The sequence below is a fragment of the Sorangium sp. So ce836 genome (genome assembly GCF_028553905.1).
Lineage (GTDB): Bacteria > Myxococcota_A > Polyangia > Polyangiales > Polyangiaceae > Sorangium > Sorangium cellulosum_D.
This window is the reverse complement of the sequence record NZ_CP102233.1, coordinates 9,309,401-9,331,556: the sequence shown is the minus strand read 5'-3', so window position 1 is coordinate 9,331,556 and position 22,156 is coordinate 9,309,401. Positions and strand designations below refer to the sequence as shown.

Here is a 22,156-nt window from a genome sequence, read left to right as displayed (position 1 = left end):
CGGCGAGATCTCCGCCGAGCTGCTCGGGGCCCTCGCCGCGCCAGTCGCTGGTGTTACGTCCCGAGGCGCGCCTTCAGCTGCTGGATGGCGTCGGCGATCGCCTTGTCCTCGCGGAAGCAGCACGGGTCGTTCCGCCTGCACCGGGCGCCGTGCAGCACCTGGAGCTCGAAGAGCGTGCGCTCGTCCCCCTCGGCCGCGGCGCGGCCGAACAGCGCCCGCTTGCCGTTGCACGTGGCCTTGCGGAACGCGAACGTGATGCGGAGCGCGGGGGTCGCGCGCGCCATCACCTCGGGCCGCGCCAGGATCTCGCTGGCGCGCCGGGCCGCCTTCGTGCCCCCCCGGGCGCGCACGATGTCGAGCAGCACGTCCAGCCCGCCGGTGCCGAGCCGGTTCGTGAGCAGGTCGAAGACCTTGTCCGCCGCCGGGTTGTCTTCCTCGAACGCGATGCCCGCCACCGTGGAGACGACCTCTTCGCGCAGGCCCCGGCTCAGGACGAGCTCCGGGTCGGCCTCGGCCAGGGCCAGCATCGACTGCGCGCCGAGCACCCAGTTCCTGGTCGCCACCGCCTTGCCGAGCTGCGCGCGCAGCGCGGCGGCGCCCCGGTCGTCCTCCTCGGGCGGCGCGCTCGCCGGCGCTGCCGGCGCTGGCGCTGCCGGCGCGGGCGGGGTGACCACGGCGGCCGCCGCGGGCGCCTCCGCGGTCGGCTTCGGCTGCCGGAGGACGAGCCAGATCGCGCCGCCGATCGCGAGCGCCGCCACGGCGACCAGCGCCACCGCGAGGGGCACCCAGCCCGCCGAGGGCGCGGGCCGGCGGTGCGCGTGGGCGAGCAGCGTCTTCCGGGGGCCTGACCAGGCCGGCGGCGCCTGGGCCTTGGGGGCGCCTTGCGCGGGCGGCGTCGCCGGCGCCCCCGGCGCCGCCTGCGCGGCTGGCGCTCGCGGCGCGGGCTGCGCTCCCGGCCCAGCCTGCGCGGCGTGCGCTCCCTGCGCGGCGTGCGCCGCCGCCCGCGCGATCGCCGCCAGCGCCTCGTCGAGCGCCGCGACGGCATCGGCCGCCGTCTGGTAGCGGAACGACGCGTCGTGCTCCATGAGCCGCGCCACCGCCTGCTCGACCTCGTAGGGCACGACCAGATCCGGCGCGCGCAGGCGGAGGGGCGGCGGCCCCGCCGCGCCCTGCTGCTTGAGCCGCGCCACGATGTTCTTCGTGTCGAAGGGGTGATGTCCGGTGAGCATCTCGTAGAGCACGAGCCCGAGCGCATACAGGTCCGCGCGCGCGTCCACCGCGTCCATCCCGCGCAGCGCCTCCGGCGCCAGGTACGCGAGCGTGCCGAACACCTCGCCGGCGCTCGTGAGGGCCGGGGTCGGGCTCGCCGTCTTCCGGCTCTGGCTCGACAGGAGATCGACATTCACCTTCGCCAGCCCGAAATCGATGAGCCGGACCTGATCGTGCGCGTCGAGCAGGACGTTCAGCGGCTTCACGTCGCGGTGGACGATGCCCTTCTCGTGCGTCGCCGAGAGCGCCGACGCGATCTGGCGCGCGATGCGGAGCGCCCGCGCGGGCTCCAGCGGCCCCTCGGCGATCACGTCCTTGAGCGGCGTGCCCTCGACGTACTCGAGGACGAGGAAGAACGATGCGTCGTCCAGCTGACCGAAGTCGATGGCCGCGACAACGTTCGGGTGCCGGATGTGGGCGCCCGCGACCGCCTCGCGCTCGAACCGGGCCACGAGCTCCGGCATCCGCCGGGCGAGCGGCCTGAGCACCTTGATGGCGACCCGCTTGCGGAGGTGCACCTGCTCGCCCCGGTAGACGGCGCCCATCCCGCCCTCGCCGATCAGCGCGTCGACGCGGTACCGCCCCGAGATCAGGCTCCCGACCAGCGCGTCGCCGCCCGCGCCGCCGCCGGCGGCGGCCGCCGCCTCGATGTCCTCGGCGAGCGCCGAGCTCGAGAGCTCCTCCAGCGGCACGGCGGCCGGCGCTCCGACCTTCCCCTCCGTGAGCTCCTCGATGTAGGCCGAGCCGAGCGGCTCTTCGGCCGAGCCGAGCGGCTCTTCGGATCGCGGCGTCTCCGGCATGCGGCGCAGGATATCAGGTCGGCCGGCGCCGCGGGGAAGGGGCGCAGCGCCGGGGGCCGGGAGGGGCGCGGGCGCCCGCGCCTCCCGGCGGCGCACCTCACAGGAGGAACGACACGCCGAGCGAGAACGCGGGATACCCGAGGCGCATCGTGAGCGTCACGTTCTCGGTGAAGTGAAAGCGCCCTCCGATGAACACCACCGGTGAGACCCCGGGGTACGGGTCGCGCCCCAGGTCGCCGAGATAGAACGACAGCCCCGGCTCGCCGAAGACCGACCACCGCCGGTGAAGCCAGAAGTTCCACTGCATCACGACCGAGCCGAACACGTAGTTCGACGCGTCCCCGTACGCGTCGACCTCGGTGCAGATGCGCGTGCCCGCAGGCCCGTTCTCGAAGCGCGTGCAGTCGCCGCGGTAATTCCCGTTGCCCGCGTAGTGGACGCCGTCGATGCCGAAGCCGAGCCCCACCGAGTCGTTGATGCGCTTGATGAAGCCGTCGGGCACGATATCGATGGTGGCGCGGAAGCCCGCGCCGACGCCGGTCCCGACGCCCGGGCCCAGCGGCTCGAACGGCGCGAAGAGCAGGTGCGGCTCGAGCTCCACCTTGTAATCCGGGCGATCCCCGGGGCGCTTGATCGTCATCTGCGCTTCCCCGACCTCGGCCCATCCGACGGTCAGCGCCGCGAACGAGAGCGCGGCGGCCAGGAGGCGCGGCGCGCGAAGCTGCGATGTCATCGCTCTCTGCATGGGTCTCCGTCTCCTCAGCATCCGCCGCACGCGCGCGAGCCGTCCGGGCAGCTGACCGCGGCCTCGCCGTCGGGGCAGCGGACGCGGCACTCGCCGCTCACGTTCTCGCAGAACACATGGCACGAGCCCCGGCACTCGACCTCGCAGGTCGCCACGTTCCGGCAGGTCACGACGCTGCTCGACCCGACGCTGACGCCGCACCGGCTCGTGTCGTGGCACTCGTACCGGCAGCCGCGGTCGCAGATGGCGCCGCACGACGCTGTGTTATGGCAGTTGAGATCGCAGTCGTCGCCGCACGAGGCCGAGCAGTCGTTGACGTCGAAGCACTCGAACGAGCACCCGTGCTCGCAGACGGCGCCGCAGTGGACCATCTGGAAGCAGCGCTGGTCGCAGAAGTCACCGTCGCAGCCGAGGTAGCAGTCGTCGCCGTTGAAGCACTCGCACGCCTCTCCCTCGACGCAGGCGCCGCTGTTCCAGCAGCTCGCCAGGCAGAGGCCCGCGAAGAGCATGAGCAAACACAGTGCATAGAAGCGCATGGCCGGGGCAGCATACTCGAGCCGCCCGGAAACTGTCACCAAATCCGCGGAGGTACGCCCGGAGGTCGGCTCACCACCGCGTCCAGCGAGAGATTCGCCGAACGCGCGTAAATCTTGTGTCGTCGCTGGCCAGCCCGAGCCGGTCCGCGAGGTGGGTCCCGAGGTGGGGGCCCCAGCCGCCGTCGTCCCGCGGCTCGTCCCCGTCCGCGCCGAGGTTGTATTCCCAGCACTGCGCGTAGTGCTGCGTGACGCTCTGGTTCTGGAGCGCGCAGTTCCCCGGGTCGGGGTCGCCGTCGTGGTCCTGTGACGACCACCCGGAGAGGAACTGCGAGACGTAGATGTCGGCGTTCCCGGAGACGTGCTCGGGGCGCAGGAGCTTCATGGTCGCCGAGTCGATGCCTTGGGCGGTCGCGCGCATGACCACCTTGACGGTCCCCTCGATATCCTCGATCTCGTCGCGGTACTCTCGACCGACGAAGTAGAGCGAGCCCCGGTAATAGTTCTGCGAGATGGCCGGCTCTCCCCGGGTCCCGAGCCGCTCGGCGTAAGGGATGTTCCAGAAAGGGAGCGTCGCGCCCGCGTCGGAGCCGACGCTGTTGTAGACGAGCGCCCAGCCGCCGCCGTCCGTTTCCAGATCGCAGTAGGCGGGGAACTCCGGCTGGGGATCGGCCCCGTCCAGATCGAGGAGATAGACGCCGCTCGGAAGACCGCGGGGAACATCGGCGCACCGGGCGTAGGTGCACCCCTGGTTGACCACACCGTCGCAGTCCTCGTCCTCGGCGGTGTCGCAGCGCTCGGACGCCGGCAACACCTCTCCGGCGCAGGGGCCGTATCCCTTCCCGTCCTCGTCGCAGGTCCTCACGCCGCCGCGGCAGACGCCGCGGTTCAGCGTGTCGCGCCCTCCGCTGTAACAGCCGTTCTGGGTCCCGGGCTCGCACGGCCCGCCGCCGCTGCTCGCCGAGGCGCCGCCGGCGCTCGCCGTCGAGCCGCCCTCGCCGGCGCTCGCCGTGGCGCCGCCCGCGCCGCCTCCGGCGCCGTCCTCCCCGAACCTCCGCACCTTCGTCGTGCAGGCCGGCGCGGCGGCGAGCCACACGACGGCCGCGCAGCAGGCGCCTGCGACCGGACGTTTGCCGAGCACGATGCGATTTCGGGGGGATTCTTGGGAGGACCGAGCGCGCGCCACGCTGCCTTATACACCAGCCGCCTCGCCCCGCCCATCGGCCGAGCGCGACCGGGGCGAGCCGGGGGGCGGCGCCGGCGTGGCGCGCAGCGCCGGCGCGGCGTGGCCGCGGCGCCGACGCGCGGCCGTCACGCGGCCGTCACGGGGACAGGGCCCGGGCAGGGGTCTGCCCGCTTTGCAGCGCGAACGAGATGGCGCTCTGGAGGGTGCTCTTCGTGATGACGCCCGCCAGGTCGAGCCCGAGCCCGACGAGCGTCTGCGCCACCGCCGGCCGGATGCCGGTCAGGATCGTCTTCGCGCCGAGCAGCTGCAGCGCCCTCGCGGTGTCGACGAGGGCGGAGGCGACCCGCGTGTCGATCTCCTTGAGCCCCGTCACGTCGAGGATGACGATCTGGGCCTGGGTGGACTGGACTCCATCGAGCGCGACGGCCATCACCTGGCTGACGCGTTCCGTGTCCATCTGACCCACGAGCGGCATGACCACGATGCGATCGGTGATCGGGATGAGCGGCGTCGACATCGCCTGCATCGAGTCGCGGAGCCGCGCGAGCGTCCGCTCGAACTCGCCGAGCAGCTCCCGGTACGACGTGACGTCGTGGGCGGTGCCATAGACGAGGCGGTTCGCCGGATCCTCGGACGCGTCCAGGTGCGCGGTCCACGCGAGCCACTTGTAGGAACCGTCCTTGCACGCGTAGCGGTTGTCGAACCGGATGGTCGTGCGGCCCTGGAAGAGGGCGGTGGCCTCGGCGACCGTGGCCTCGCGGTCGTCGGGGTGGACGAACTCGATGAACGGCCTCGACGTCATGTCCTCGGGCGACCACCCGAGGGTGCGCTCCCAGGCCGGGTTCGCGTGCCGGAAGTACCCGTCGGCGTCCAGGGTCACGAGCAGGCCCACCGAGACCTGGAACAGCCGCTCGTACACTTTTGCGAGCTGCGCCACCTGCGCGAACCGAGCCGCCTGCTCCCGGTCGTTCGTCACGTCGAGCGCCGTCGCATAGATGAGGCGCGCTTCGGCGGGCTCGGCCATGTCCACGCGGGCGGCCCAGCCGAGCCACCGGTACGACCCGTCCTTGCAAATATAGCGATTGTCGAACCGGGACGTCGCGCGACCGTTGAAGAGGGCGTTGGTCTCGGCGAGCGTGGCCTCCCGGTCGCCCGGGTGGACGAACTCGATGTACGGCTTCGCCTTGAGCTCGTCGAGCGACCAGCCGAGGGTCCGCTCCCAGGCGGGGTTCAGATCGTGGAAATGGCCGCGTGCGTCCGCCGTGGCCAGGAGCCCTGACGCGACCTCGAACAACTTTTCGTGGCTCAAGCCAATATCCTCCCCTGCGCGGGCACGGCGCGCTCCTTGTCGCGTCCGGCCGCTCCCAGCGATTCCCCTGCCCGGATGCAGGTGAGCGCCTCCGCCGTCCGGCCGGAGCGCGCAGGCGCCCGCGTCCACACGGCGGGAGGTCGACCCTACCCATGCTTCGGAGATTGCTTGTCGACGAGATCGACTTTTATGTCAAGAGTGTTTCGTGGGCTCCGCGGCGTCGCCCGGAAGCCGCGGGGAGCGGCCGGAGCCGGGTGTGCGTGCGCGCCCCTGGCCGGCGTCCGCTGTCAGTGTGAGCGAGGTTGCAAGGCCATGGTGAGGCGGGTAGGGTCCGCGCCACAAGGAGTGGACCATGACCGTCTCTGCGATTTTCAACCCGGCGCGCTGGCGTGAGGTCGAGGGGTTCTCGTTCGAGGATCTCACCTATCACCGCGCCGTGGATCAGGGCACCGTGCGTATCGCGTTCAACCGGCCGGAGGTGCGCAATGCCTTTCGTCCCCGCACGGTCGATGAGCTGTACACCGCGCTCGAGCACGCGCGCACGACCTCCGACGTGGGTTGTGTGCTGATCACCGGCAACGGGCCCTCTCCGAAGGACGGCGGCTGGGCGTTCTGCTCCGGCGGCGATCAGCGCATCCGCGGGAAGGACGGTTACAAGTACGAGGGCGAGAGCGCGGGGCAGGCCGACCCGGCGCGGCTCGGCCGGCTCCACATCCTGGAGGTGCAGCGGCTCATCCGGTTCATGCCGAAGGTCGTCATCGCCGTGGTGCCCGGCTGGGCGGCGGGCGGCGGCCACAGCCTCCACGTCGTCTGCGACATGACCCTGGCGAGCCGCGAGCACGCGATGTTCAAGCAGACGGATCCGGACGTGGCGAGCTTCGACAGCGGCTATGGCTCGGCGCTGCTCGCGCGGCAGGTCGGGCAGAAGAAGGCGCGGGAGATCTTCTTTCTGGGGCTCGATTACACGGCGGAGCAGGCGGCGGCGATGGGGATGGTCAACGCCGTGGTGCCTCACGCCGAGCTCGAGGAGGAGGCGCTGCGCTGGGGAGCGATCATCAACTCGAAGAGCCCGACCGCGATGCGGATGCTGAAGTATGGCTTCAACCTGCCTGACGAGGGGCTCGTCGGACAGCAGCTCTTCGCCGGCGAGGCGACGCGGCTCGCCTACGGTACGGAGGAGGCGCAGGAGGGTCGGGATGCTTTTCTAGACAAGCGCCGTCCAGATTTCAAGCGCTTTCCCTGGCACTACTGACGGCGCCGCGCCGGCCGTTCCCCGCGCGGCCCCGATGGACTCCCGGAAGTCCGCAAAAACATGAAGAAAAATTGATGTAGAGCCGGGCGGCCGGGCGCCGCTCCCGCGGCTTACGCGCGGGAGCGGACCTGCAAAAATCCACCATGGACGCACGGATGCGGCGTGTTCGCGACGCCGCGATGCGTGATCTCGAGTCGACGAGGTCGGGTGATCGTGCGGCGCCAGGGGCGCCTATCTGCGCTTGACAATCACACCGTATCCATCAATGGTGTCGCTGCCGCGCCGTGACGTGACGTTCGCATCGTTCACTGCTGCGCGGCTCTCAACTTCTTCTTCTTCCGGAGATGCTCATCATGCTTTGTGCTGCTAGGTCGGCTGGTTGGAAGCGTTCATGGCTGTCCCTGGGAGGGTCGCTTCTCCTGGCGCTCGTGGGCGGCCTCACCGCGGTTGGCTGCGGCGACGACGGCTCCTCGAACGGCGCGAACAACGGTTCGGGCGGCGCGGGGGCCTCGGGCGGCGGGGGCGGCGGGGGCGGCGTGGGGGCCTCGGGCGGGGGCGGCGCGGGCGGCGAGGAGCCGGTCGAGACGGTGCCGCCTTCCGGCACGGAGCTGATCCGCGTCAATCAGGTCGGGTACCTGCCTGCCGCCGCCAAGGTCGCCACGGTCGTGGCCGCGGCCGACAAGCCGCACGCGTGGGAGCTCGTCGACGCCGCCGGCGCGGTGGTCGACAGCGGGGCGACCCGGGTCGTGGGCGACGACGCCGCCTCCGGCGAGCACGTGCACACCATCGACTTCAGCGATTTCACCACCGTCGGCGAGGGCTACACGCTCCGCGTCGGCTCGGTGTCGAGCCATCCGTTCGACGTGAGCCCGACCATCTATTCTCAGATGAAGTACGACGCGCTCGCGTACTTCTATCACAACCGCTCCGGCATCGAGATCCTGGAGCAGTACGTCGGCCCGGACCACGCGCGCCCCGCGGGGCACAAGCCGGACCAGGCGCCCTGCGGCGAGGACATCGGCTGCACGTACACGCTCGACGTCACGGGCGGGTGGTACGACGCCGGCGATCACGGCAAGTACGTGGTCAACGGCGGTATCTCCGCCTGGACGCTGCTGAACCAGTACGAGCGGTTCGTCGCGCTCGGGTCCACGGCGGGGGATTTCGGCGACGGCAAGCTGAAGATCCCCGAGAACGAGAACCAGATCCCCGACCTCCTCGACGAGGCCCGGTGGGAGATCGATTTCATGCTCAAGATGCAGGTGCCCCAGGGCGAGACCAACGCGGGCATGGTGCACCACAAGGTCCACGATCTCGCGTGGACCGGCCTGCCGCTGGCGCCGCACGAGGATCCGCAGCCGCGCTTCCTGCGCCCGGTCAGCACGGCGGCGACGCTCAACCTGGCCGCGACCGCGGCCCAGGCCGCGCGCATCTGGAAGGAGCTCGACCCCACGTACTCGGCGAAGTGCCTCGAGGCCGCGAAGCGGGCGTGGACCGCGGCGAAGGCGAACCCGCGGGTCATCCCGAACGAGGGCGCGGTGCAGGGCGGCGGCGCTTACGGCGACAGCGACCTGAGCGACGAGTTCTACTGGGCGGCCGCCGAGCTGTTCCTCACCACGGGCGACGCCGCGTATCAGGCCGAGCTCGCGGCGTCGGACTACAGCAAGGAGCTCATCGGCGTGAACGGCACGTTCAGCACCATGACCTGGGGCCAGGTCGACGGGCTGGGCGCCATCTCGCTCGCCGTGGTCCCGGCCCAGCACGCCGCGGCGGAGCGCGAAGCGGCCCGGACCCAGCTGATCGCCATCGCCGACAAGTACCTCGAGGCCATCGCGGCGGAGGGGTACCGGGTGCCCTTCGACGTGGGCGAGGGCGGGTATCCCTGGGGCTCCAACTCCTTCGTGCTCAACAACATGCTGGTCCTGGCCCTGGCCCACGACTTCACCGGCGAGCAGAAGTACTTCGACGGCGTGGCGTCGGGCGCGGACTACCTCCTCGGGCGCAACCCGATGGACAAGTCCTATGTCTCCGGCTACGGCGAGAACCCGCTCCAGAACCCGCATCATCGCTTCTGGGCGGCCCAGGTCGACCCCGAGTACCCGTCGGCTCCGCCCGGCGCGGTCTCCGGCGGGCCGAACTCGGGGCTGGAGGATGAGGTGGCGCAAGAGGCGCTCGACGAGACGGCCGAGCGCGCGAAGTGCACCCCGCAGAAGTGCTACCTCGACGATATCGGGGCGTGGTCGGTCAACGAGATCACCATCAACTGGAACAGCCCGTTCGCGTGGACGGTGGCCTGGCTCGACGAGAAGGCCAAGAGCGCCCAGTGACCCGGGAGCGCCGCGCGGTCGCGTGATCTCGCGGCGCGCCCCCCGCGCGCCCCCCCCGGGCGATTGGCCGCGACAACCGTCCAGGATCTGCTAGGTTGCGCGGCTTTCATGAATCCAGACTCACTGCACGACGCCTTGCCCGCGCCGCTCGCGGGCGCGCTCGCCCGCCGCGGCTTCACCTCCCTCACCCCCGTTCAACACGCCGTCCTCGCGCCCGAGCTCGCCGGGCGCGACATCCGCATCTCGTCGCAGACCGGCTCCGGGAAGACCGTGGCCGTCGGCCTCGCGCTCGCCCCCCGCCTCGAGCGCGCCCTCGCCGGGCGCGCGGCCGCGCCCGACGCCGCTCCCCGGACCGCGGCCGCGCCGGCCGCGGTGATCATCGCGCCGACGCGCGAGCTCGCCGCGCAGATCGCCAGCGAGCTCGGCTGGCTCCTGTCGCCCCTCGGCGCGCGCGTCGCGTGCGTCACCGGCGGCACCAGCTTCGGCGCCGAGGCGCGCGCGCTGCGCAGCGACCCGCTCGTCATCGCCGGCACGCCCGGGCGCCTGCTCGACCACCTGGAGCGCGGGACCCTCGATCCGCGCGGCGTCCTCGACCTCGTGCTCGACGAGGCGGACCAGATGCTCGATCTCGGCTTCCGCGAGGACCTCGAGGCGATCGTCGGCAGGATGCCCGAGGACCGCCGGACCCACCTCGTCTCGGCCACCTTCTCGCGCGAGGTCCGCGCGCTCGCCGACCGCTTCCAGCGCGACCCGGCGAGCGTCGAGGGCACGCGCCCCGGCGCGGCCAACGGCGACATCGCGCACGTCGCCCACCTCGTGCGGCCGGCGGAGCGCGACGCCGCGCTCGTGAACCTGCTGCTCCTCGCGCCCGGCGAGCGCACCCTCGTCTTCGTGCGGACGCGCGAGGGCGCCGCCGAGCTCGCCGACAAGCTCACCGCGCTCGGCCTGCCCGCGCGCGCCCTGAGCGGCGACCTCGAGCAGCGCGAGCGCACGCGCACGCTCGACGCGTTCCGCTCGGGCGCCGTCACCACCCTCGTCGCGACCGACGTGGCCGCGCGCGGCATCGACGTGCCCGAGGTCGGGCGCGTCATCCACGCCGATCCCCCGGGCGATCCCGAGGTCTTCACGCACCGGAGCGGCCGCACCGGGCGGGCGGGCCGCAAGGGGACGAGCGTGCTGCTCGTCGCGCCGTCGGCGCGCGAGCACGCGCTGAGGCTGCTCCGGCGCGCGCGCGTCGAGGCCACGTTCCGGCCGGCCCCGTCGCCGGAGGACGTGCTGCGCGCCGCCGACGAGCGGCTCGCGGCGGAGCTCGCCGGCGCGCGCCGGGGCGGCGCGGTCGACGCGGCCGCCCCGGCGGCCGCGGAGGGGGCGGGCGAGGCGCGGGAGCCCTGCGAGGCGGCGGGCCCCGCGCCCGACGCGCGGGAGCCCCGCGAGGCGGCGGGCCCCGCGCCCGACGCGCGGCTCCGGCAGCTCGCGGCGCGGCTGCTCGCGGACATGGACGCGACCGAGCTCGTCGCGGCCCTCCTCGCGCGGGCGAAGCACACCGGCCCCTGCGCTCCGCAGCCGGTCACCGCCGTCGCGCCGCCGCGGTCCGAGGCCCCGCCGCGCAACCGCCCCGCGGCGCCGCCGTGGTCCGGTGCGCCGCCGCGCGGCCGTTCCGCCGAGGCGCCGTGGTCCGGTGCGCCGCCGCGCGGCCGCTCCGCCGAGGCGCCGTGGTCCGGTGCGCCGCCGCGCGGCCGCTCCGCGCCTCGCCGCGGCGACGGCGAGCAGCCCCCGCGGCTCCCGTTCGTGCCCTTCCAGGTCAACTGGGGGGAGCGCCACGGCGCCGATCCCCGGCGCCTGCTCGCCCTCGTGTGCCGCCGCGGCGGCGTCTCGAGCCGCCAGATCGGCGCGATCCGGATCGGCTCCACCGCGTCGGTCGTCGAGGTGGCCTCCCCCGCCGCGCCCGATTTCGCGCGCGCGGTCAACCAACCCGACGCGCGCGACGCGCGGATCCGGATCGTCCGCGCGAGCTCGATGCGCGTCGACTAGCCGAGTCGCCGAGCATCGGAGCCGCGCGCCGCCGCGCCGCGATCGATCTCGCTCGCGCGCTGCGGCGACGATCGCCAGCAAGTGCAGGGGTTTCCTGATTTCTCGACGACCCCAGGTGTTGTACAAAGGCCGGGTGAACCGACGCCCGAACGACAAGCCAGCCCTACGCCGTCTCGCGAGCCCGGTTGCGGCGCTCGCTGCATTGCTCGGCCTCGCCCTCGCCGGTTGCGGCGGCTCCCTGCCTCCGCCGAACGACCAGCTCGCCGAATCCCAGGCAGCCATCCGCGCGGCCGACGAGGTGGGCGCCGAGGCCGACCCCCAGGCCACCCTCCACCTGAAGCTCGCCCGCGAGCAGCTCGAGAAGGCCAAGAAGCTGATCGAGGCCGAGGAGAACGAGCCCGCCCTGCGCCTCCTCGAGCGTGCCGAGGCCGACGCCGAGCTCGCGCTGGCCATCGCCAAGGCGCGCGCCACGCAGGCCCAGGCGCAGGAGGCGCTGAAGCAGGTCGAGAAGCTGCAGGAGTCGGGGGTCCAGTGAAGCGAGAGGTGAAGGAGATGGCTTCTTTCGTGAACGACCTGTCGTCGCGGGGTTGGTCCCTCGCGCTGTGCGCCGCGCTCGTCGCGGCCACGGGGTGCAGCGCGGCGCTCCCGCCGAAGGAGCTCGTCGACGCCCGCACCAGCTACAAGCGCGCGGCCCAGGGCCCGGCCTCGAGCCTCGCGCCCGCCCAGCTCGACACCGCGAAGCAGGCGCTCTCCCGCGCCGAGGGCGCGTTCAACGAGGACCCCGAGGCCCAGCAGACGCGCGACCTCGCCTACATCGCCGATCGCAAGGCGCGCGAGGCCGAGGCGGCGGCGGCGCTGCAGCAGGCGCAGCGCGACAAGGCCGCGGCCGAGGAGGATTTCAAGGAGCTCTCGCAGCAGCAGCTCGCCAGCGCGAAGGACGCGCTGCAGAGCGGCCAGCAGCAGATCGAGCGCGAGCGTCAGGCGCGCGCCCAGGCCGAGAGCGCGCGGCTCCAGGCCGAGAGCGCGCGGACCGAGGCCGAGAAGGCCCGGCAGGAGGCCGAGGCGGCGCGGCGGGAGGCCGAGCGCGTCGCGAACGCGGCGCTCGCGAGCCTCAAGGAGATCGCCGCGGTGAAGGAGGAGAAGCGCGGCGTCGTCATCACGCTCTCCGGCGCGGTGCTCTTCGCCTCGGGCAAGTCCGAGCTCCTGCCGATCGCCAAGGAGAAGCTCAACCAGGTCGCGACCACCCTGAAGGATCAGGGGTCGCCGCCGCTGCGGATCGAGGGGCACACCGACTCGACCGGCTCCGCCCAGGCGAACCGCAAGCTCTCGCTCGCGCGCGCCGACTCCGTGAAGGCCCACCTCGTCAGCGTGGGTCTGCCGGCCGACAAGATCACGACCGTCGGCCACGGGCCGGATCGCCCGGTGGCGGACAACGCGAGCGCCGAGGGCCGCGCCAACAACCGGCGCGTCGAGATCATCGTCAACCCCACCTCGGCGCAGTAAAGCCGCCGGAGGGGGCTCGCAGGAAGGCGGGGAGAACGTCGATTCGGCTCCTCCCGCCTCCCTGCACCTCTCTCATCATCACCTCACGGCGAGCGACGGCGCGACGCCGGTCATCCGGGGCTGCCCCCATCGCCCCGCGGGGCGCGCCGCGCGAACGGCCTCGGGACAGGCGTCCTCACGACGCGGAGCGCCGCTCCTCGCGCCGTCCGGGGCCTTGACGGGGCGAGCGCGGGGCGCGCCGCGCCGGCCGCGACCTGCGCCTCGATCGCGTCGAACATGCCCGTGAGCTCGCGGTAGCACCGCTCGATGAGCTGGAGCGCCTCGGTCCGCGCCTCCTCGTCGAGGGCGATGGCCTCGATTCGAGCGTCGGTGTCTTCCTCGAACACGTCGTGGGCCCTCTCGACGTCGAGGTGCGTCTGGGAGAAGTAGCGCAGGCGGCGCCGCTCGCCGATGCGCACCAGGTAGCGCGCGACGCGCTCGAAGAAGACGTGTCCCGCCGACTCGAGCGTCAGGAGCAGCGTGAGCCGGCCCGCGTCGTGGCGCGCTCGGACCGCGTCCGAGAGCAGCGCGAGGCTCGCGGTGCGCGCGGCGCGATGACGCTCGCCGAACAGCTCGGCCGCCGTGGGGGGCTCGAGGCCGAGCGCCGCCAGATCGCCGAGAAACCAGCGGTCGTGCCCCGCGTCCTCGAGGCGATGGCGGTGCACCACGCGCTTGTACTCCGGATCCGTCGCGCGCTCATCGCAGATGCGCAGGATGTCCTGAAATGTCATCACGAAGAACATCAGACAGACCGGGAAAGGCGCGAGCCGCTCCAAAGGCGGGTCCGTCGAGAGGCGCGCGAAGAAGGGGTGGTCGCTGAACTGCTCCTGATGGCGCACAATGTGCTGCTGAACGATTTTCATGGGCTGGCTTTCTCCGAGAGCCCGTAAGAGTGCAAAACACATACCGAAAACGGAGCGTCCGGTACGTCGCCAACCGCGCTGAGGAGCGCTGAGAGGCCCTGCGGCCGCCGGCCGAGGCGGTTCTGGGTGGGCGTGAGTGACGCGCAGGACGAAAGACACGGAGGAATCGGTGCACAAGCTCGATCGACGTACGTTTCTCGACCTCGTGGGGCTGAGCGGGCTCGGTCTGGCCATGGGCCCGGGCTGCGCGCCGGGCGACGCGGGGCGCGGGCCTGATGAGGCGGGCGAGGCGCTGTCGGACGGATTGCGCGCGGCGTCGGCGCTCTCGCTCCGGACCCGGCTCACCGTGGATTACGGTGTTCCGTTTCCGCTCGTCAGCGCCGGCATGGCGTTCGTCAGCCTTCCTCCGCTGGTCGCCGCGGTCTCGAACGCGGGTGGGATCGGCGTGCTGGGGTCGGCGACCGAGCCGCCTTCCGTGGTCGAGGCGCGGATCCGGGCGACCAAGGCGCTCACGGCGGGCCTGTTCGGCGCGAATTTCATCGTCGCGACCGGGCCCATGGGCGCTTTCGTCACGCGGGACCACATCGATGTCTGCGTCGCCGAGGCGGTGCGGCTCGTGATCTTCCACTGGAACGCGCCGGAGGTCGCCTGGGTCGACGCGCTCCACGCGGCGGGCGCCAAGGTCTGGGTCCAGGTGGGCTCGGTCGCGGCCGCTCGCGCCGCCGTCGCGGTCGGCGCGGACGGGATCATCGCGCAGGGGTCGCAGGCCGGCGGGCACGTGCGGGCCACGTCGACGACGAAGTCCCTCGTTCGCGCGATCCGCAGGGGCGTGAGCCCCGCGCTGCTCCTCGCCGCGGGCGGGATCGCGGACGGGGCCGGCGTCGTGCGGGCGCTGTGGCACGGCGCCGACGGCGTGGTCGTCGGCACGCGGCTGGTGGCGTCCACGGAGGCCTACGCCCATCCCGACTACAAGGCTCGCCTCGTCGCGGCGGGCGCCGGGGCCACGGCGGTACAGACCTTCTTCGGCCCGGAGTGGCCGGGTCAGCGCCAGCGCGTCCTGCGGAATCGCGTCGTGCGGCGGTGGGCCGGGAGAGAGCCTCGGATCCCGGATCCGCCGCCCCCGCCCGCCACCATCGGCACCACGGTGCTGTTTCCCGGGGTCCTGGACGTCGCGTACGAGATGCCCAAATTCAGCGCGATCGTGCCCACGCCGGACACGGTGGGCGACCTCGAGGAGATGGATATGCCCGCCGGCTCCGAGAGCGTCCTGTCCATCGCCAGCGTCAAGCCAGCAGCCGAGATCGTGGCGGAGATGATGACCGAGGCGCAGGACATCCTCGACGTGCTCGCGACCGGCGTGCTCGGCGCCGACGTGCTCGACGCCGACGCGCCTGGCGCCGAGCCATCGGACGGTGACGCGGACGACGACGAATCCGACGATCGTGCGTCGGACGACTGACGGGCTGCAGAGCGGCCCGGCCGGAGCCCCGCGCGGGCTCGGGCGCGGGCCTTCTGGATTGTGCCGGGGGCGCCCGCGGTGATAAGGCACGGCGCGTGATCGGACGTTTTTTCCGCGGGATCTGGCAGGAGTACGTCATCGACCTGCGCGATCGGCTCGACGCCGAGGCGGCGCTCCATCGGGCCGAGACTCCCGCGGGCGAGGTCACCCGCCGCATGGTGAGCGTGTTTCTCACCGTGATCGGCGTGCTCATCTTCGTCCGGTTCGCCGGCAACGAGAACGACACGCGCTGGATGGTGGATGGCCTGCGCGCCGTGGGCCTCGACGACGTGGCGGCGCGGCTCCACGACGCGCTGAACACCTCCCCGGACCGCCGCTTTCACCAGCGGATCGTCTGGGCGGTCGGCCGCCTCGCCGGTTACCTGCTCCCGACCCTCCTCGTCGCGCGCTTCGTGCTGGGCGTGCCGATCCGGACCCTCGGCCTGCGCGTCCGCGGGACGGCGCGGCACTTGTCCATCTATGCCTTTTTCTTCGCGGTCATGGCGCCGGTCCTCTACGTCGCGTCGCTCTCGCCGGCCTTCCAGGCGAAGTACCCCTATTACAAGCTCGCGCGCGGCGAGGACCTCTGGCCGTGGTTCTGGGCGTGGGAGGCCCTTTACGCCGCGCAGTTCGTCGCGCTCGAGTTCTTCTACCGCGGCTTCTTCATCCACGGCGTCCGCCGCGCGCTCGGCTATGCCTCGATCTTCGCCATGATGGTGCCTTATGCGATGATCCACTTCGGCAAGCCGTTGCCCGAGGCGCTCGGCTCGGTGCTCGCCGGGTTCATCCTCGGCACCGTGAGCCTGAAGAGCGACTCCATCTGGGGCGGCTGCGCGATCCACGTCGCCGTCGCGACGTCGATGGACCTGCTCTCCCTGTGGCATCAAGGGCGTCTGTAGCGACGCGCGCGCCTCGAATCGCCATCGCCGTCCAGCAGCACCGTTCATTTCTCCGGAACCACCGCTGCAGCGCAGATTCAAGGAGAGCCACCCCGGTTCTAGCGCGGTGGCAATATTCCTGAATGAGCGTCGGGCGAAGGCGCTCTCGTTCAACGCGGCACGATGTTGCGGTCGAGGGCGTGCCCCGCCGCGCCTGCCAGCGGGTCCCCGGGCGATGGCCGCAGGTTCGAGGGCGCACACGGAGCGCAGGATCCTCGAAAGAAAAATTTGAACATGCGCGGGCGACGGGCAATTGTTAATGACCATGACAAAGTCGCCCCTCCTCGCCCTCGTCATCGCCGCCGCGGCTTCCCTCGTGCAACTTGGCTGTGCTGTGCTCCCGGAGGATACGGAGGAGCCCGTCGATGCGGACGAGCAGGCCGCGATCATGGGGAATGGGCTGACGTTCAACGGGCTGACGTTCAACGGGCTGACATTCAATGGGCTGACGTTCAACGCGCTGACGTTCAACGGGCTGACGTTCAACGGGCCCGTCATGGCGGCGCTCTCGGATCCGCGGGGCCGCCAGCAGCTGTCCGCCATCGTGGGCTGCGCGCTCCCCAAGGGGGAGGCCATCCGCCTGAACATCGACGGTGTCGACCACTCCTTCGAGGGCTCGATCGGCCTCGCGCCCGAGTGGGGCAAGTCCGGCGGCGCCTGCGGGGAGAACTGCAAATCCTGGGTGTCCGCGTGCGTCATCTCCCGGGTCAACCACCTCGGCCAGAGCGTCCAGATCTCGGTCCGGGGGAAGGACAAGGCGCTCGCCAGCACGAGGGAGGAGCGCGCGGGGTACACCGCGCGCGAGGGCGCCTATTTCGGAGACATCTTCGCGACCCCGCAGAAGCTCCACGCCTGCGTCGCGCCCGGCGCGTCGCAGATCCCCCGGGTGTGCGGGCCCTCCATCCAGGGCTGCTCCCCCATCGACGTGCTCGGGGAGTGCGATGACGTCTGCGGCCACGAGCTCGACGACGGCGCTTTCGACAAGTGCAGGGATCGCTCCGGCAAGATGCAGAAGGCCGCCGTGACGGTGTTCCTGGCCCCGTAAACCAGCTCACGTTCCGCGCGGCCGGCGAGCCCCGAGCCTCTCTCGGTGGCCGCCGCCGGGCGGAGCGCGACATGCGCCTCGGCGGCGCGGAGCTCGCTCAGCGCTTCCGCGCGAGCTGCGGCTCGGTCTCCCTGACGCTCTCGCGGGAACCGAGGCGCTCGCACCACGCGCGCAGGCGCGGGTGCGGATCGAAGAGCGACGCCTCCGGGGTCAGCAGGAGATAGCGGACGATCGGCAGGACCATGATGTCCGCCAACGTCAGCCGATCGCCCGCCAGGAACTGCCGATCTCCGAGGAAGCGATCGAGCTCGGAGAGGCTCGTCCGCACGACCGGGATCGCCGCCTGCACCGCGGCCTCGTCCGGCGCGAGGCCGCGCGCCGCCGCGAACAGCCGCTGGCCCACGATGCCGGGGCCCGCGGCCCTCCAGAAATACCAGTCGACGATGCCGATCGCCTGGTTCATCCGCGCCGCGTCGCGCGGGTCGCTCGGCTGGAGGGGCGGGGAGGGGACCACCTGGTCGAGATACCGGAGGATCGCCTGCGTCTCGTACACCCTGAAGCCGTCGTGCTCGAGCACGGGCACCTTCGCGAACGGATGCCGCTCCCGGTGCGGCGGCAGGAGGTGCGCGCCGAAGGCGACCTCGACGAGCTCATAGGGGATCTTCTTCTCGACCAGCGCGATCTCCGTGCTCCAGGTGTATGTCGAGCCAGGGGTGCCATAGACGATCATGCGCGACATGACAGCTCCTTTGACGAGAAACAGGGGCGCGGACGCGCGGCGCGAGCAGGCATGGAGCGCCCCTCTCGCCGCGCCTCCGGCGGTCCGCGCCAGCGCGCGGCCGAACCCGGCGCGCCGTATCGCGTAAGCCAATACTTACTGGTTCGACGGGGCCGGTCAAGCGGAAGATCGTTCTTGCGGCTGCCTTTGCGCCTGCGCATGCTGGATCCATGGATCCGGTCGGTGCGGTGCTGGCGGCACTCGCTGATCCGACGCGCCGGCAGATTCTCGAGCGGGTGCGCGCACAGCCGCTCTCCGTGGGGGACATCGCCAAGACGGTGAGCGTGAGCCGCCCCGCGGTGTCGCAGCACCTCCGCGTGCTGGAGGACGCCGGGCTGCTCCGGTGCCACAAGCGCGGTCGCCACAATTTCTACGAGGTCGATCGCGAGGGTCTCAGCGCGCTGCGGGCGTATGTCGAGAGCTTCTGGGACGATGTCCTCGGCGCCTTCCACGCCGCGGCCGTCGAGGAAGCGGGGCGCAAGAAGCGGCATTGAGGGCGGCGCCCCGGGCCCTCGGCCGCGGGCCCGCCGGGCGGGTCAGACCAGGGTCCTGCCGCCGTTCACGGAGAGCTTCTGGCCCGTGATGAACCTGGCGGCGTCGGACGCGAGGAAGACCACGGCGTCGCCGATCTCGTCCGGCGTGCCCAGGCGCCGGAGCGGGTTGCCCGCCGCATAGCCCTCCATGGCCGCGTGGCTCGCGCCCTCGCTGAGGTGGCGCTCGACCGGGACCCAGCCGGGCGCCACGAGGTTGACGGTGATCCCGTGCGGGCCGAGCTCCACCGCCCACGAGCGCGTGAGGCCGAGCTGCGCGCCCTTGGCCGAGACGTAGTTGGAGAACGCGGGGACGCCCTGCTCGAAGACCTCGGACCCGATCTGGATGATCCGGCCCGCGCGGCGCTCCTTCATCCCGGGGACCACCGCCCGCGCGAGGAGGACCGGGCTCTTCACGAAGAACTCGAGCTGATCGAGGCAGTGCTGCCAGGTCAGCTCCTCGATGGTCACGTGCGGCTGCGGGCCCGTCGCGTTCAGCACGAGCACCTCGATCGGACCGAGGCGCGCCTGCACCTCGTCCACGAGGCGGGCGACCTCCCGCTCGTCGCGCACGTCGGCCTGGAACGCCTCGGCCTCGCCGCCGCCCCGGCGGATGTCGTCGACAACGCGCCCCGCGCCCTCGCGGCCGGCGAAGTAGTTCACCGCCACCCGCGCCCCGGCGGCCGCGAGCCGGCGGGCAATGGCCGCCCCGAGGCCGCGGGACGCGCCGGTGACCAGGGCTACTCGTTTCGATAGATCGTGCGCCATTCAGGCCTCTCCAGGGGATGGGTGACCGCGGGTCGCCCGGCGCCGCGAAGGAGATCGGCCGCGCAGGCGCGCCTCCGGGAGCCTCCCTCCCGCACGGCGCCGCTCGCCCCGCGCAGTGGGCCAGGGTCGGTCGCCGCAGGTGGTATCGACCGGGGTCCAGCAATACAAGATTTTTCCGTCATCCTGCCTTGCTGCTGCATCGTATGTGAATCTTCTTACCCGTAGAAGTGAAGTTTTTCAACGCGATGCGCTACTGGTCGACCTCCGAGCATCGTACGCTGGGACACATGAAACCACGAACGATGCGACATGCCCTGCGTCCCCTCGTGATGCTCGCCATCGGGCCGGTGTTCTGTGCGGCCGTGGGGATCACGCTGATCCACGCCTGGCTCGACGTGCGGCGCCGGCCGCGCGAGCGGCGTCGCTTCGGCCGCGCTGCGGTGCGGCATCGCCTCCAGCGGCCGCGGGAGCATGCGGGCTGCGATTGACACGCGCTTCATCGGCGCGACGGCGCGCGACGGCGCGCGACCGCGGTCCGGCTCAGCGCACGAGGAGGAGCCAGAGGAGCGCCGCGGCGGTGGAGGCCAGGGTCACCGGGACACCGACCCTGGCGTAGGAGCGAAAGCCGATCTCGCGCTCGGCGCCCACGGTCTCCACGACGATGATGTTCGCCACCGAGCCGAGCAGGGTGAGGTTGCCGGCGAGGGTGGACACGACGGCGGTCGCGATCCAGGCGAGGTGCGGATCGGGCTGGCTGCGGATGTACGACTCCGCGAGCAGGATGAACGGGACATTGGAGACGATCTGGCACCCGACGAGCATCGCGATGCTCAGCCCGAGCAGGCCGAGCGTCGGCCCCGCGGGGAGGTAGGGGCTCGCGTCGCGCAGCGCCTGCTCGGGCATGCCGGTCTTCTGGAGGCCCGCCACCACGATGAAGAGGGCGCCGAAGAACACGAGCACGGTCCACGAGATCCGGTCGAACAGGCCGCTCGCGTCCCGCCGGTGCAGCAGGATCGCCGCGGTCGCCCCGCCGATCGCCGTCCACGCCAGGTTCGCGCCCAGCACGAACAGCACCGACACGACCGCGAGGCACGCGAGCGGCACGAGGGCGCTCGGCCGGGCGCCCCTCGTCAGCGCGGGCGCCGCGGATTCGGGCGCGTGCGCGGGCGTCGCGGATGCGGGCGCGGGCGTCGCGGATGCGAGCGTCGCGGATGCGGGCGCGGGCGCCGCGGATTCGGGCGCGGGCGTCGCGGATGCGGGCGCGTGCGTCGCGGATGCGAGCGTCGCGGATGCGGGCGCGGGCGTCGCGGATGCGGGCGCGGGCGTCGCGGATGCGGGCGCGGGCGTCGCGGATGCGGGCGCGGAGGCCTGCACCGCGATGCGGCGCCGGAGCATGAGGTGCAGCATCGCGGCCGTGACGGCGAGCCCGATCAGCGCGGCGGGGCCGGCCTCCAGCAGGTACGCGCGGTACTGGATGCCGGACAGCTGACCCACGAGCATGTTCTGCGGGTTGCCGGCGAGCGTGAGCGCGCTGCCGGCGTTGGCGCCCATCGCGAGCGCGAGCAGGTACGGCACCCGATCGAGCCCCGCGCGCCGGGCGGTCCGGTCGACGAGCGGCGCCAGCATCACGCAGACCGAGTCGTTCAGCAGCACCGCGGAGGCGAGCCCGGCGCCGAGCGTGACCAGGTAGAGCAGGCGGACCGGCGAGAGGTTCCGCCGCGAGACCCACGCGGCGGCGCGCTCGAACACCCCCGCCACGTCGAGCGACGCCGAGAGCAGCATCATGCCGAGCAGCAGGCCGATGGTGTTCGGCTCGACCGCCGCGAACGCCTCGTGCGGCGTCAGGCCGGCGCCGGGCTCGATCGCGCTCAGGAGGACCATCGCGCACGCGCCCGCGAGCGCGCCGGCCGGGCGCCCGATGGGCAAGATCGACAGGCGCCGCGCGGCGATGAGGATGTACGTCGCGGCGAATACCAGCAGGACGGACCACACGGCGCGGCATCAGAGCGGCGGGGGGTGCGCGTGTCAAACGGAGCGGCGGAGCCGCGCTCGCCGCCGGCCTGCATTCCGGCTAAGCAGGCAGCGACGGCTGCGGACCGGCGGGCGGGCGGGGCGCTCTCCCGGGCTCCGCGGGAACGCCAAGGCATGCGCAGGCAGCTCTCGACCCCCACCGCGATCCTCCTCGGCAGCGCCATGATCGCCGCCGCGGTCTACCTCGGTCTGCGCCACGGCCCGGCCGCCGTCGCCCCGGATCCGCGCGCCGCCGCGGGCGACGCCTCGCACCGGGGCGAGCCTGCGCCGCGCGCCGGGGCGGCGGAGGGCGCGCGCGCGCCGGGAGAGGGCGCGCCGGCGCCGCAGCGCGCGCCGGCCGTGCCGCGCGAGGAGGTCGAGAGGCAGGCCGCGCGGGCGCTCGACGCGCGCCGCCCGGCCCTGGTCGAGCGCTGCTACAAGCCGGCGATCGCGGCGCGGCCGGCGCCGCGCGAGGTGAAGTACGTCTTCAACCTGACGTTCGACGCCCAGGGCCGGCAGATCGCGCGCGGCATCATCGAGGACCGCGAGACGTCGCGCCCCGACGTGACGGCCTGCCTGGTCGCCGCGCTCCCGCCGATCGCGGTCGAGCCGCCCGGCGCGAGCGTGCGCGTGGACGTCCCGTTCTCGCTGCCGTGACGGGGGCCGGGCCCGCCGGCGCAGGGGCCGCGCGCGTCGCCCTTGACGCACCCGCCTGAACGCCCGATGCCGGAG

At 72.5% G+C, this 22,156-nt stretch carries 20 protein-coding genes; 11 read left to right on the top strand and 9 right to left on the bottom strand.

Going from position 1 to position 22,156, the window contains the following annotated elements:
- Positions 1–53: 53 nt before the first annotated feature.
- From NQZ70_RS33785 to NQZ70_RS33765, 5 genes are all read right to left on the bottom strand, one after another.
- Positions 54–2,069 carry a serine/threonine-protein kinase gene (locus NQZ70_RS33785; RefSeq protein WP_237244283.1) on the bottom strand — a complete coding sequence of 672 codons (2,016 nt, stop codon included), beginning with the start codon at positions 2,067–2,069 and terminating at the stop codon, positions 54–56.
- Positions 2,070–2,166: 97 nt separating this feature from the next.
- Positions 2,167–2,802, bottom strand: coding sequence for a hypothetical protein (locus NQZ70_RS33780; RefSeq protein WP_129577909.1), 636 nt, complete (start codon positions 2,800–2,802; stop codon positions 2,167–2,169).
- Positions 2,803–2,828: 26 nt separating this feature from the next.
- Positions 2,829–3,350, bottom strand: coding sequence for a hypothetical protein (locus NQZ70_RS33775; RefSeq protein ID WP_237244282.1), 522 nt, complete (start codon positions 3,348–3,350; stop codon positions 2,829–2,831).
- A gap of 70 nt (positions 3,351–3,420) precedes the next feature.
- The gene (locus NQZ70_RS33770) at positions 3,421–4,488 is read right to left on the bottom strand and encodes a fibrinogen-like YCDxxxxGGGW domain-containing protein (protein ID WP_237244281.1); all 1,068 of its coding nucleotides are present in this window, start codon (positions 4,486–4,488) and stop codon (positions 3,421–3,423) included.
- A 181-nt stretch (positions 4,489–4,669) separates the two neighbouring features.
- Complete coding sequence (locus tag NQZ70_RS33765) at positions 4,670–5,842, bottom strand: PAS domain S-box protein (RefSeq protein ID WP_129577908.1); 1,173 nt, start codon at positions 5,840–5,842, stop codon at positions 4,670–4,672.
- A 352-nt stretch (positions 5,843–6,194) separates the two neighbouring features.
- Here NQZ70_RS33765 and NQZ70_RS33760 point away from each other — a divergent pair, with 352 nt between their 5' ends.
- From NQZ70_RS33760 to NQZ70_RS33740, 5 genes are all read left to right on the top strand, one after another.
- Positions 6,195–7,094 carry a 1,4-dihydroxy-2-naphthoyl-CoA synthase gene (locus NQZ70_RS33760; RefSeq protein WP_061629811.1) on the top strand — a complete coding sequence of 300 codons (900 nt, stop codon included), beginning with the start codon at positions 6,195–6,197 and terminating at the stop codon, positions 7,092–7,094.
- A 353-nt stretch (positions 7,095–7,447) separates the two neighbouring features.
- Positions 7,448–9,421: a glycoside hydrolase family 9 protein gene (locus NQZ70_RS33755; protein WP_129577907.1), complete on the top strand. Its 1,974-nt coding sequence runs from the start codon at positions 7,448–7,450 to the stop codon at positions 9,419–9,421.
- A gap of 108 nt (positions 9,422–9,529) precedes the next feature.
- Complete coding sequence (locus tag NQZ70_RS33750) at positions 9,530–11,452, top strand: DEAD/DEAH box helicase (protein ID WP_129577906.1); 1,923 nt, start codon at positions 9,530–9,532, stop codon at positions 11,450–11,452.
- A gap of 133 nt (positions 11,453–11,585) precedes the next feature.
- Positions 11,586–11,987, top strand: coding sequence for a DUF4398 domain-containing protein (locus tag NQZ70_RS33745; protein WP_237244280.1), 402 nt, complete (start codon positions 11,586–11,588; stop codon positions 11,985–11,987).
- Between the two features lie 17 nt (positions 11,988–12,004).
- The gene (locus tag NQZ70_RS33740) at positions 12,005–12,955 is read left to right on the top strand and encodes an OmpA family protein (protein ID WP_237244279.1); all 951 of its coding nucleotides are present in this window, start codon (positions 12,005–12,007) and stop codon (positions 12,953–12,955) included.
- 110 nt (positions 12,956–13,065) lie between these two features.
- On the opposite strand, the gene NQZ70_RS33735 is transcribed toward NQZ70_RS33740, so the two are convergent.
- The gene (locus tag NQZ70_RS33735; RefSeq protein ID WP_129577904.1) at positions 13,066–13,857 is read right to left on the bottom strand and encodes a hypothetical protein; all 792 of its coding nucleotides are present in this window, start codon (positions 13,855–13,857) and stop codon (positions 13,066–13,068) included.
- Positions 13,858–14,026: 169 nt separating this feature from the next.
- Here NQZ70_RS33735 and NQZ70_RS33730 point away from each other — a divergent pair, with 169 nt between their 5' ends.
- From NQZ70_RS33730 to NQZ70_RS33720, 3 genes are all read left to right on the top strand, one after another.
- A complete protein-coding gene (locus tag NQZ70_RS33730) occupies positions 14,027–15,316 on the top strand; it encodes a nitronate monooxygenase (RefSeq protein ID WP_237244278.1) in 1,290 nt (429 codons plus the stop codon).
- 95 nt (positions 15,317–15,411) lie between these two features.
- Complete coding sequence (locus tag NQZ70_RS33725) at positions 15,412–16,254, top strand: CPBP family intramembrane glutamic endopeptidase (RefSeq protein WP_129577902.1); 843 nt, start codon at positions 15,412–15,414, stop codon at positions 16,252–16,254.
- A 304-nt stretch (positions 16,255–16,558) separates the two neighbouring features.
- Positions 16,559–17,338: a hypothetical protein gene (locus NQZ70_RS33720; protein WP_237244277.1), complete on the top strand. Its 780-nt coding sequence runs from the start codon at positions 16,559–16,561 to the stop codon at positions 17,336–17,338.
- A 97-nt stretch (positions 17,339–17,435) separates the two neighbouring features.
- Here NQZ70_RS33720 and NQZ70_RS33715 read toward each other — a convergent pair whose 3' ends face one another.
- Positions 17,436–18,077, bottom strand: a complete 642-nt coding sequence (locus NQZ70_RS33715; RefSeq protein WP_129577901.1) for a glutathione S-transferase family protein — start codon at positions 18,075–18,077, stop codon at positions 17,436–17,438.
- A 209-nt stretch (positions 18,078–18,286) separates the two neighbouring features.
- Between NQZ70_RS33715 and NQZ70_RS33710 the strand changes: the two genes are divergently transcribed.
- Positions 18,287–18,610, top strand: a complete 324-nt coding sequence (locus NQZ70_RS33710) for a helix-turn-helix transcriptional regulator (RefSeq protein WP_129577900.1) — start codon at positions 18,287–18,289, stop codon at positions 18,608–18,610.
- Between the two features lie 42 nt (positions 18,611–18,652).
- On the opposite strand, the gene NQZ70_RS33705 is transcribed toward NQZ70_RS33710, so the two are convergent.
- Positions 18,653–19,414 (bottom strand): SDR family oxidoreductase, encoded by a 762-nt coding sequence (locus NQZ70_RS33705; protein ID WP_129577899.1) that lies wholly within the window; start codon positions 19,412–19,414, stop codon positions 18,653–18,655.
- Between the two features lie 287 nt (positions 19,415–19,701).
- Here NQZ70_RS33705 and NQZ70_RS33700 point away from each other — a divergent pair, with 287 nt between their 5' ends.
- Complete coding sequence (locus NQZ70_RS33700; RefSeq protein ID WP_129577898.1) at positions 19,702–19,902, top strand: hypothetical protein; 201 nt, start codon at positions 19,702–19,704, stop codon at positions 19,900–19,902.
- Positions 19,903–19,954: 52 nt separating this feature from the next.
- Here NQZ70_RS33700 and NQZ70_RS33695 read toward each other — a convergent pair whose 3' ends face one another.
- Positions 19,955–21,406 carry an SLC13 family permease gene (locus tag NQZ70_RS33695; RefSeq protein WP_129577897.1) on the bottom strand — a complete coding sequence of 484 codons (1,452 nt, stop codon included), beginning with the start codon at positions 21,404–21,406 and terminating at the stop codon, positions 19,955–19,957.
- Positions 21,407–21,559: 153 nt separating this feature from the next.
- Here NQZ70_RS33695 and NQZ70_RS33690 point away from each other — a divergent pair, with 153 nt between their 5' ends.
- Positions 21,560–22,081: a hypothetical protein gene (locus tag NQZ70_RS33690; RefSeq protein WP_129577896.1), complete on the top strand. Its 522-nt coding sequence runs from the start codon at positions 21,560–21,562 to the stop codon at positions 22,079–22,081.
- The last annotated feature ends 75 nt before the right edge of the window (positions 22,082–22,156 follow it).

Coding starts and splice junctions, on each gene's coding strand:
- NQZ70_RS33785 (WP_237244283.1), bottom strand. CDS start 2,069: ATGCCGGAGACGCCGCGATCCGAAGAGCCGCTCGGCTCGGCCGAAGAG.
- NQZ70_RS33780 (WP_129577909.1), bottom strand. CDS start 2,802: ATGACATCGCAGCTTCGCGCGCCGCGCCTCCTGGCCGCCGCGCTCTCG.
- NQZ70_RS33775 (WP_237244282.1), bottom strand. CDS start 3,350: ATGCGCTTCTATGCACTGTGTTTGCTCATGCTCTTCGCGGGCCTCTGC.
- NQZ70_RS33760 (WP_061629811.1), top strand. CDS start 6,195: ATGACCGTCTCTGCGATTTTCAACCCGGCGCGCTGGCGTGAGGTCGAG.
- NQZ70_RS33755 (WP_129577907.1), top strand. CDS start 7,448: ATGCTTTGTGCTGCTAGGTCGGCTGGTTGGAAGCGTTCATGGCTGTCC.
- NQZ70_RS33750 (WP_129577906.1), top strand. CDS start 9,530: ATGAATCCAGACTCACTGCACGACGCCTTGCCCGCGCCGCTCGCGGGC.
- NQZ70_RS33740 (WP_237244279.1), top strand. CDS start 12,005: ATGGCTTCTTTCGTGAACGACCTGTCGTCGCGGGGTTGGTCCCTCGCG.
- NQZ70_RS33735 (WP_129577904.1), bottom strand. CDS start 13,857: ATGAAAATCGTTCAGCAGCACATTGTGCGCCATCAGGAGCAGTTCAGC.
- NQZ70_RS33720 (WP_237244277.1), top strand. CDS start 16,559: ATGACAAAGTCGCCCCTCCTCGCCCTCGTCATCGCCGCCGCGGCTTCC.
- NQZ70_RS33715 (WP_129577901.1), bottom strand. CDS start 18,077: ATGTCGCGCATGATCGTCTATGGCACCCCTGGCTCGACATACACCTGG.
- NQZ70_RS33710 (WP_129577900.1), top strand. CDS start 18,287: ATGGATCCGGTCGGTGCGGTGCTGGCGGCACTCGCTGATCCGACGCGC.
- NQZ70_RS33705 (WP_129577899.1), bottom strand. CDS start 19,414: ATGGCGCACGATCTATCGAAACGAGTAGCCCTGGTCACCGGCGCGTCC.
- NQZ70_RS33700 (WP_129577898.1), top strand. CDS start 19,702: ATGAAACCACGAACGATGCGACATGCCCTGCGTCCCCTCGTGATGCTC.
- NQZ70_RS33690 (WP_129577896.1), top strand. CDS start 21,560: ATGCGCAGGCAGCTCTCGACCCCCACCGCGATCCTCCTCGGCAGCGCC.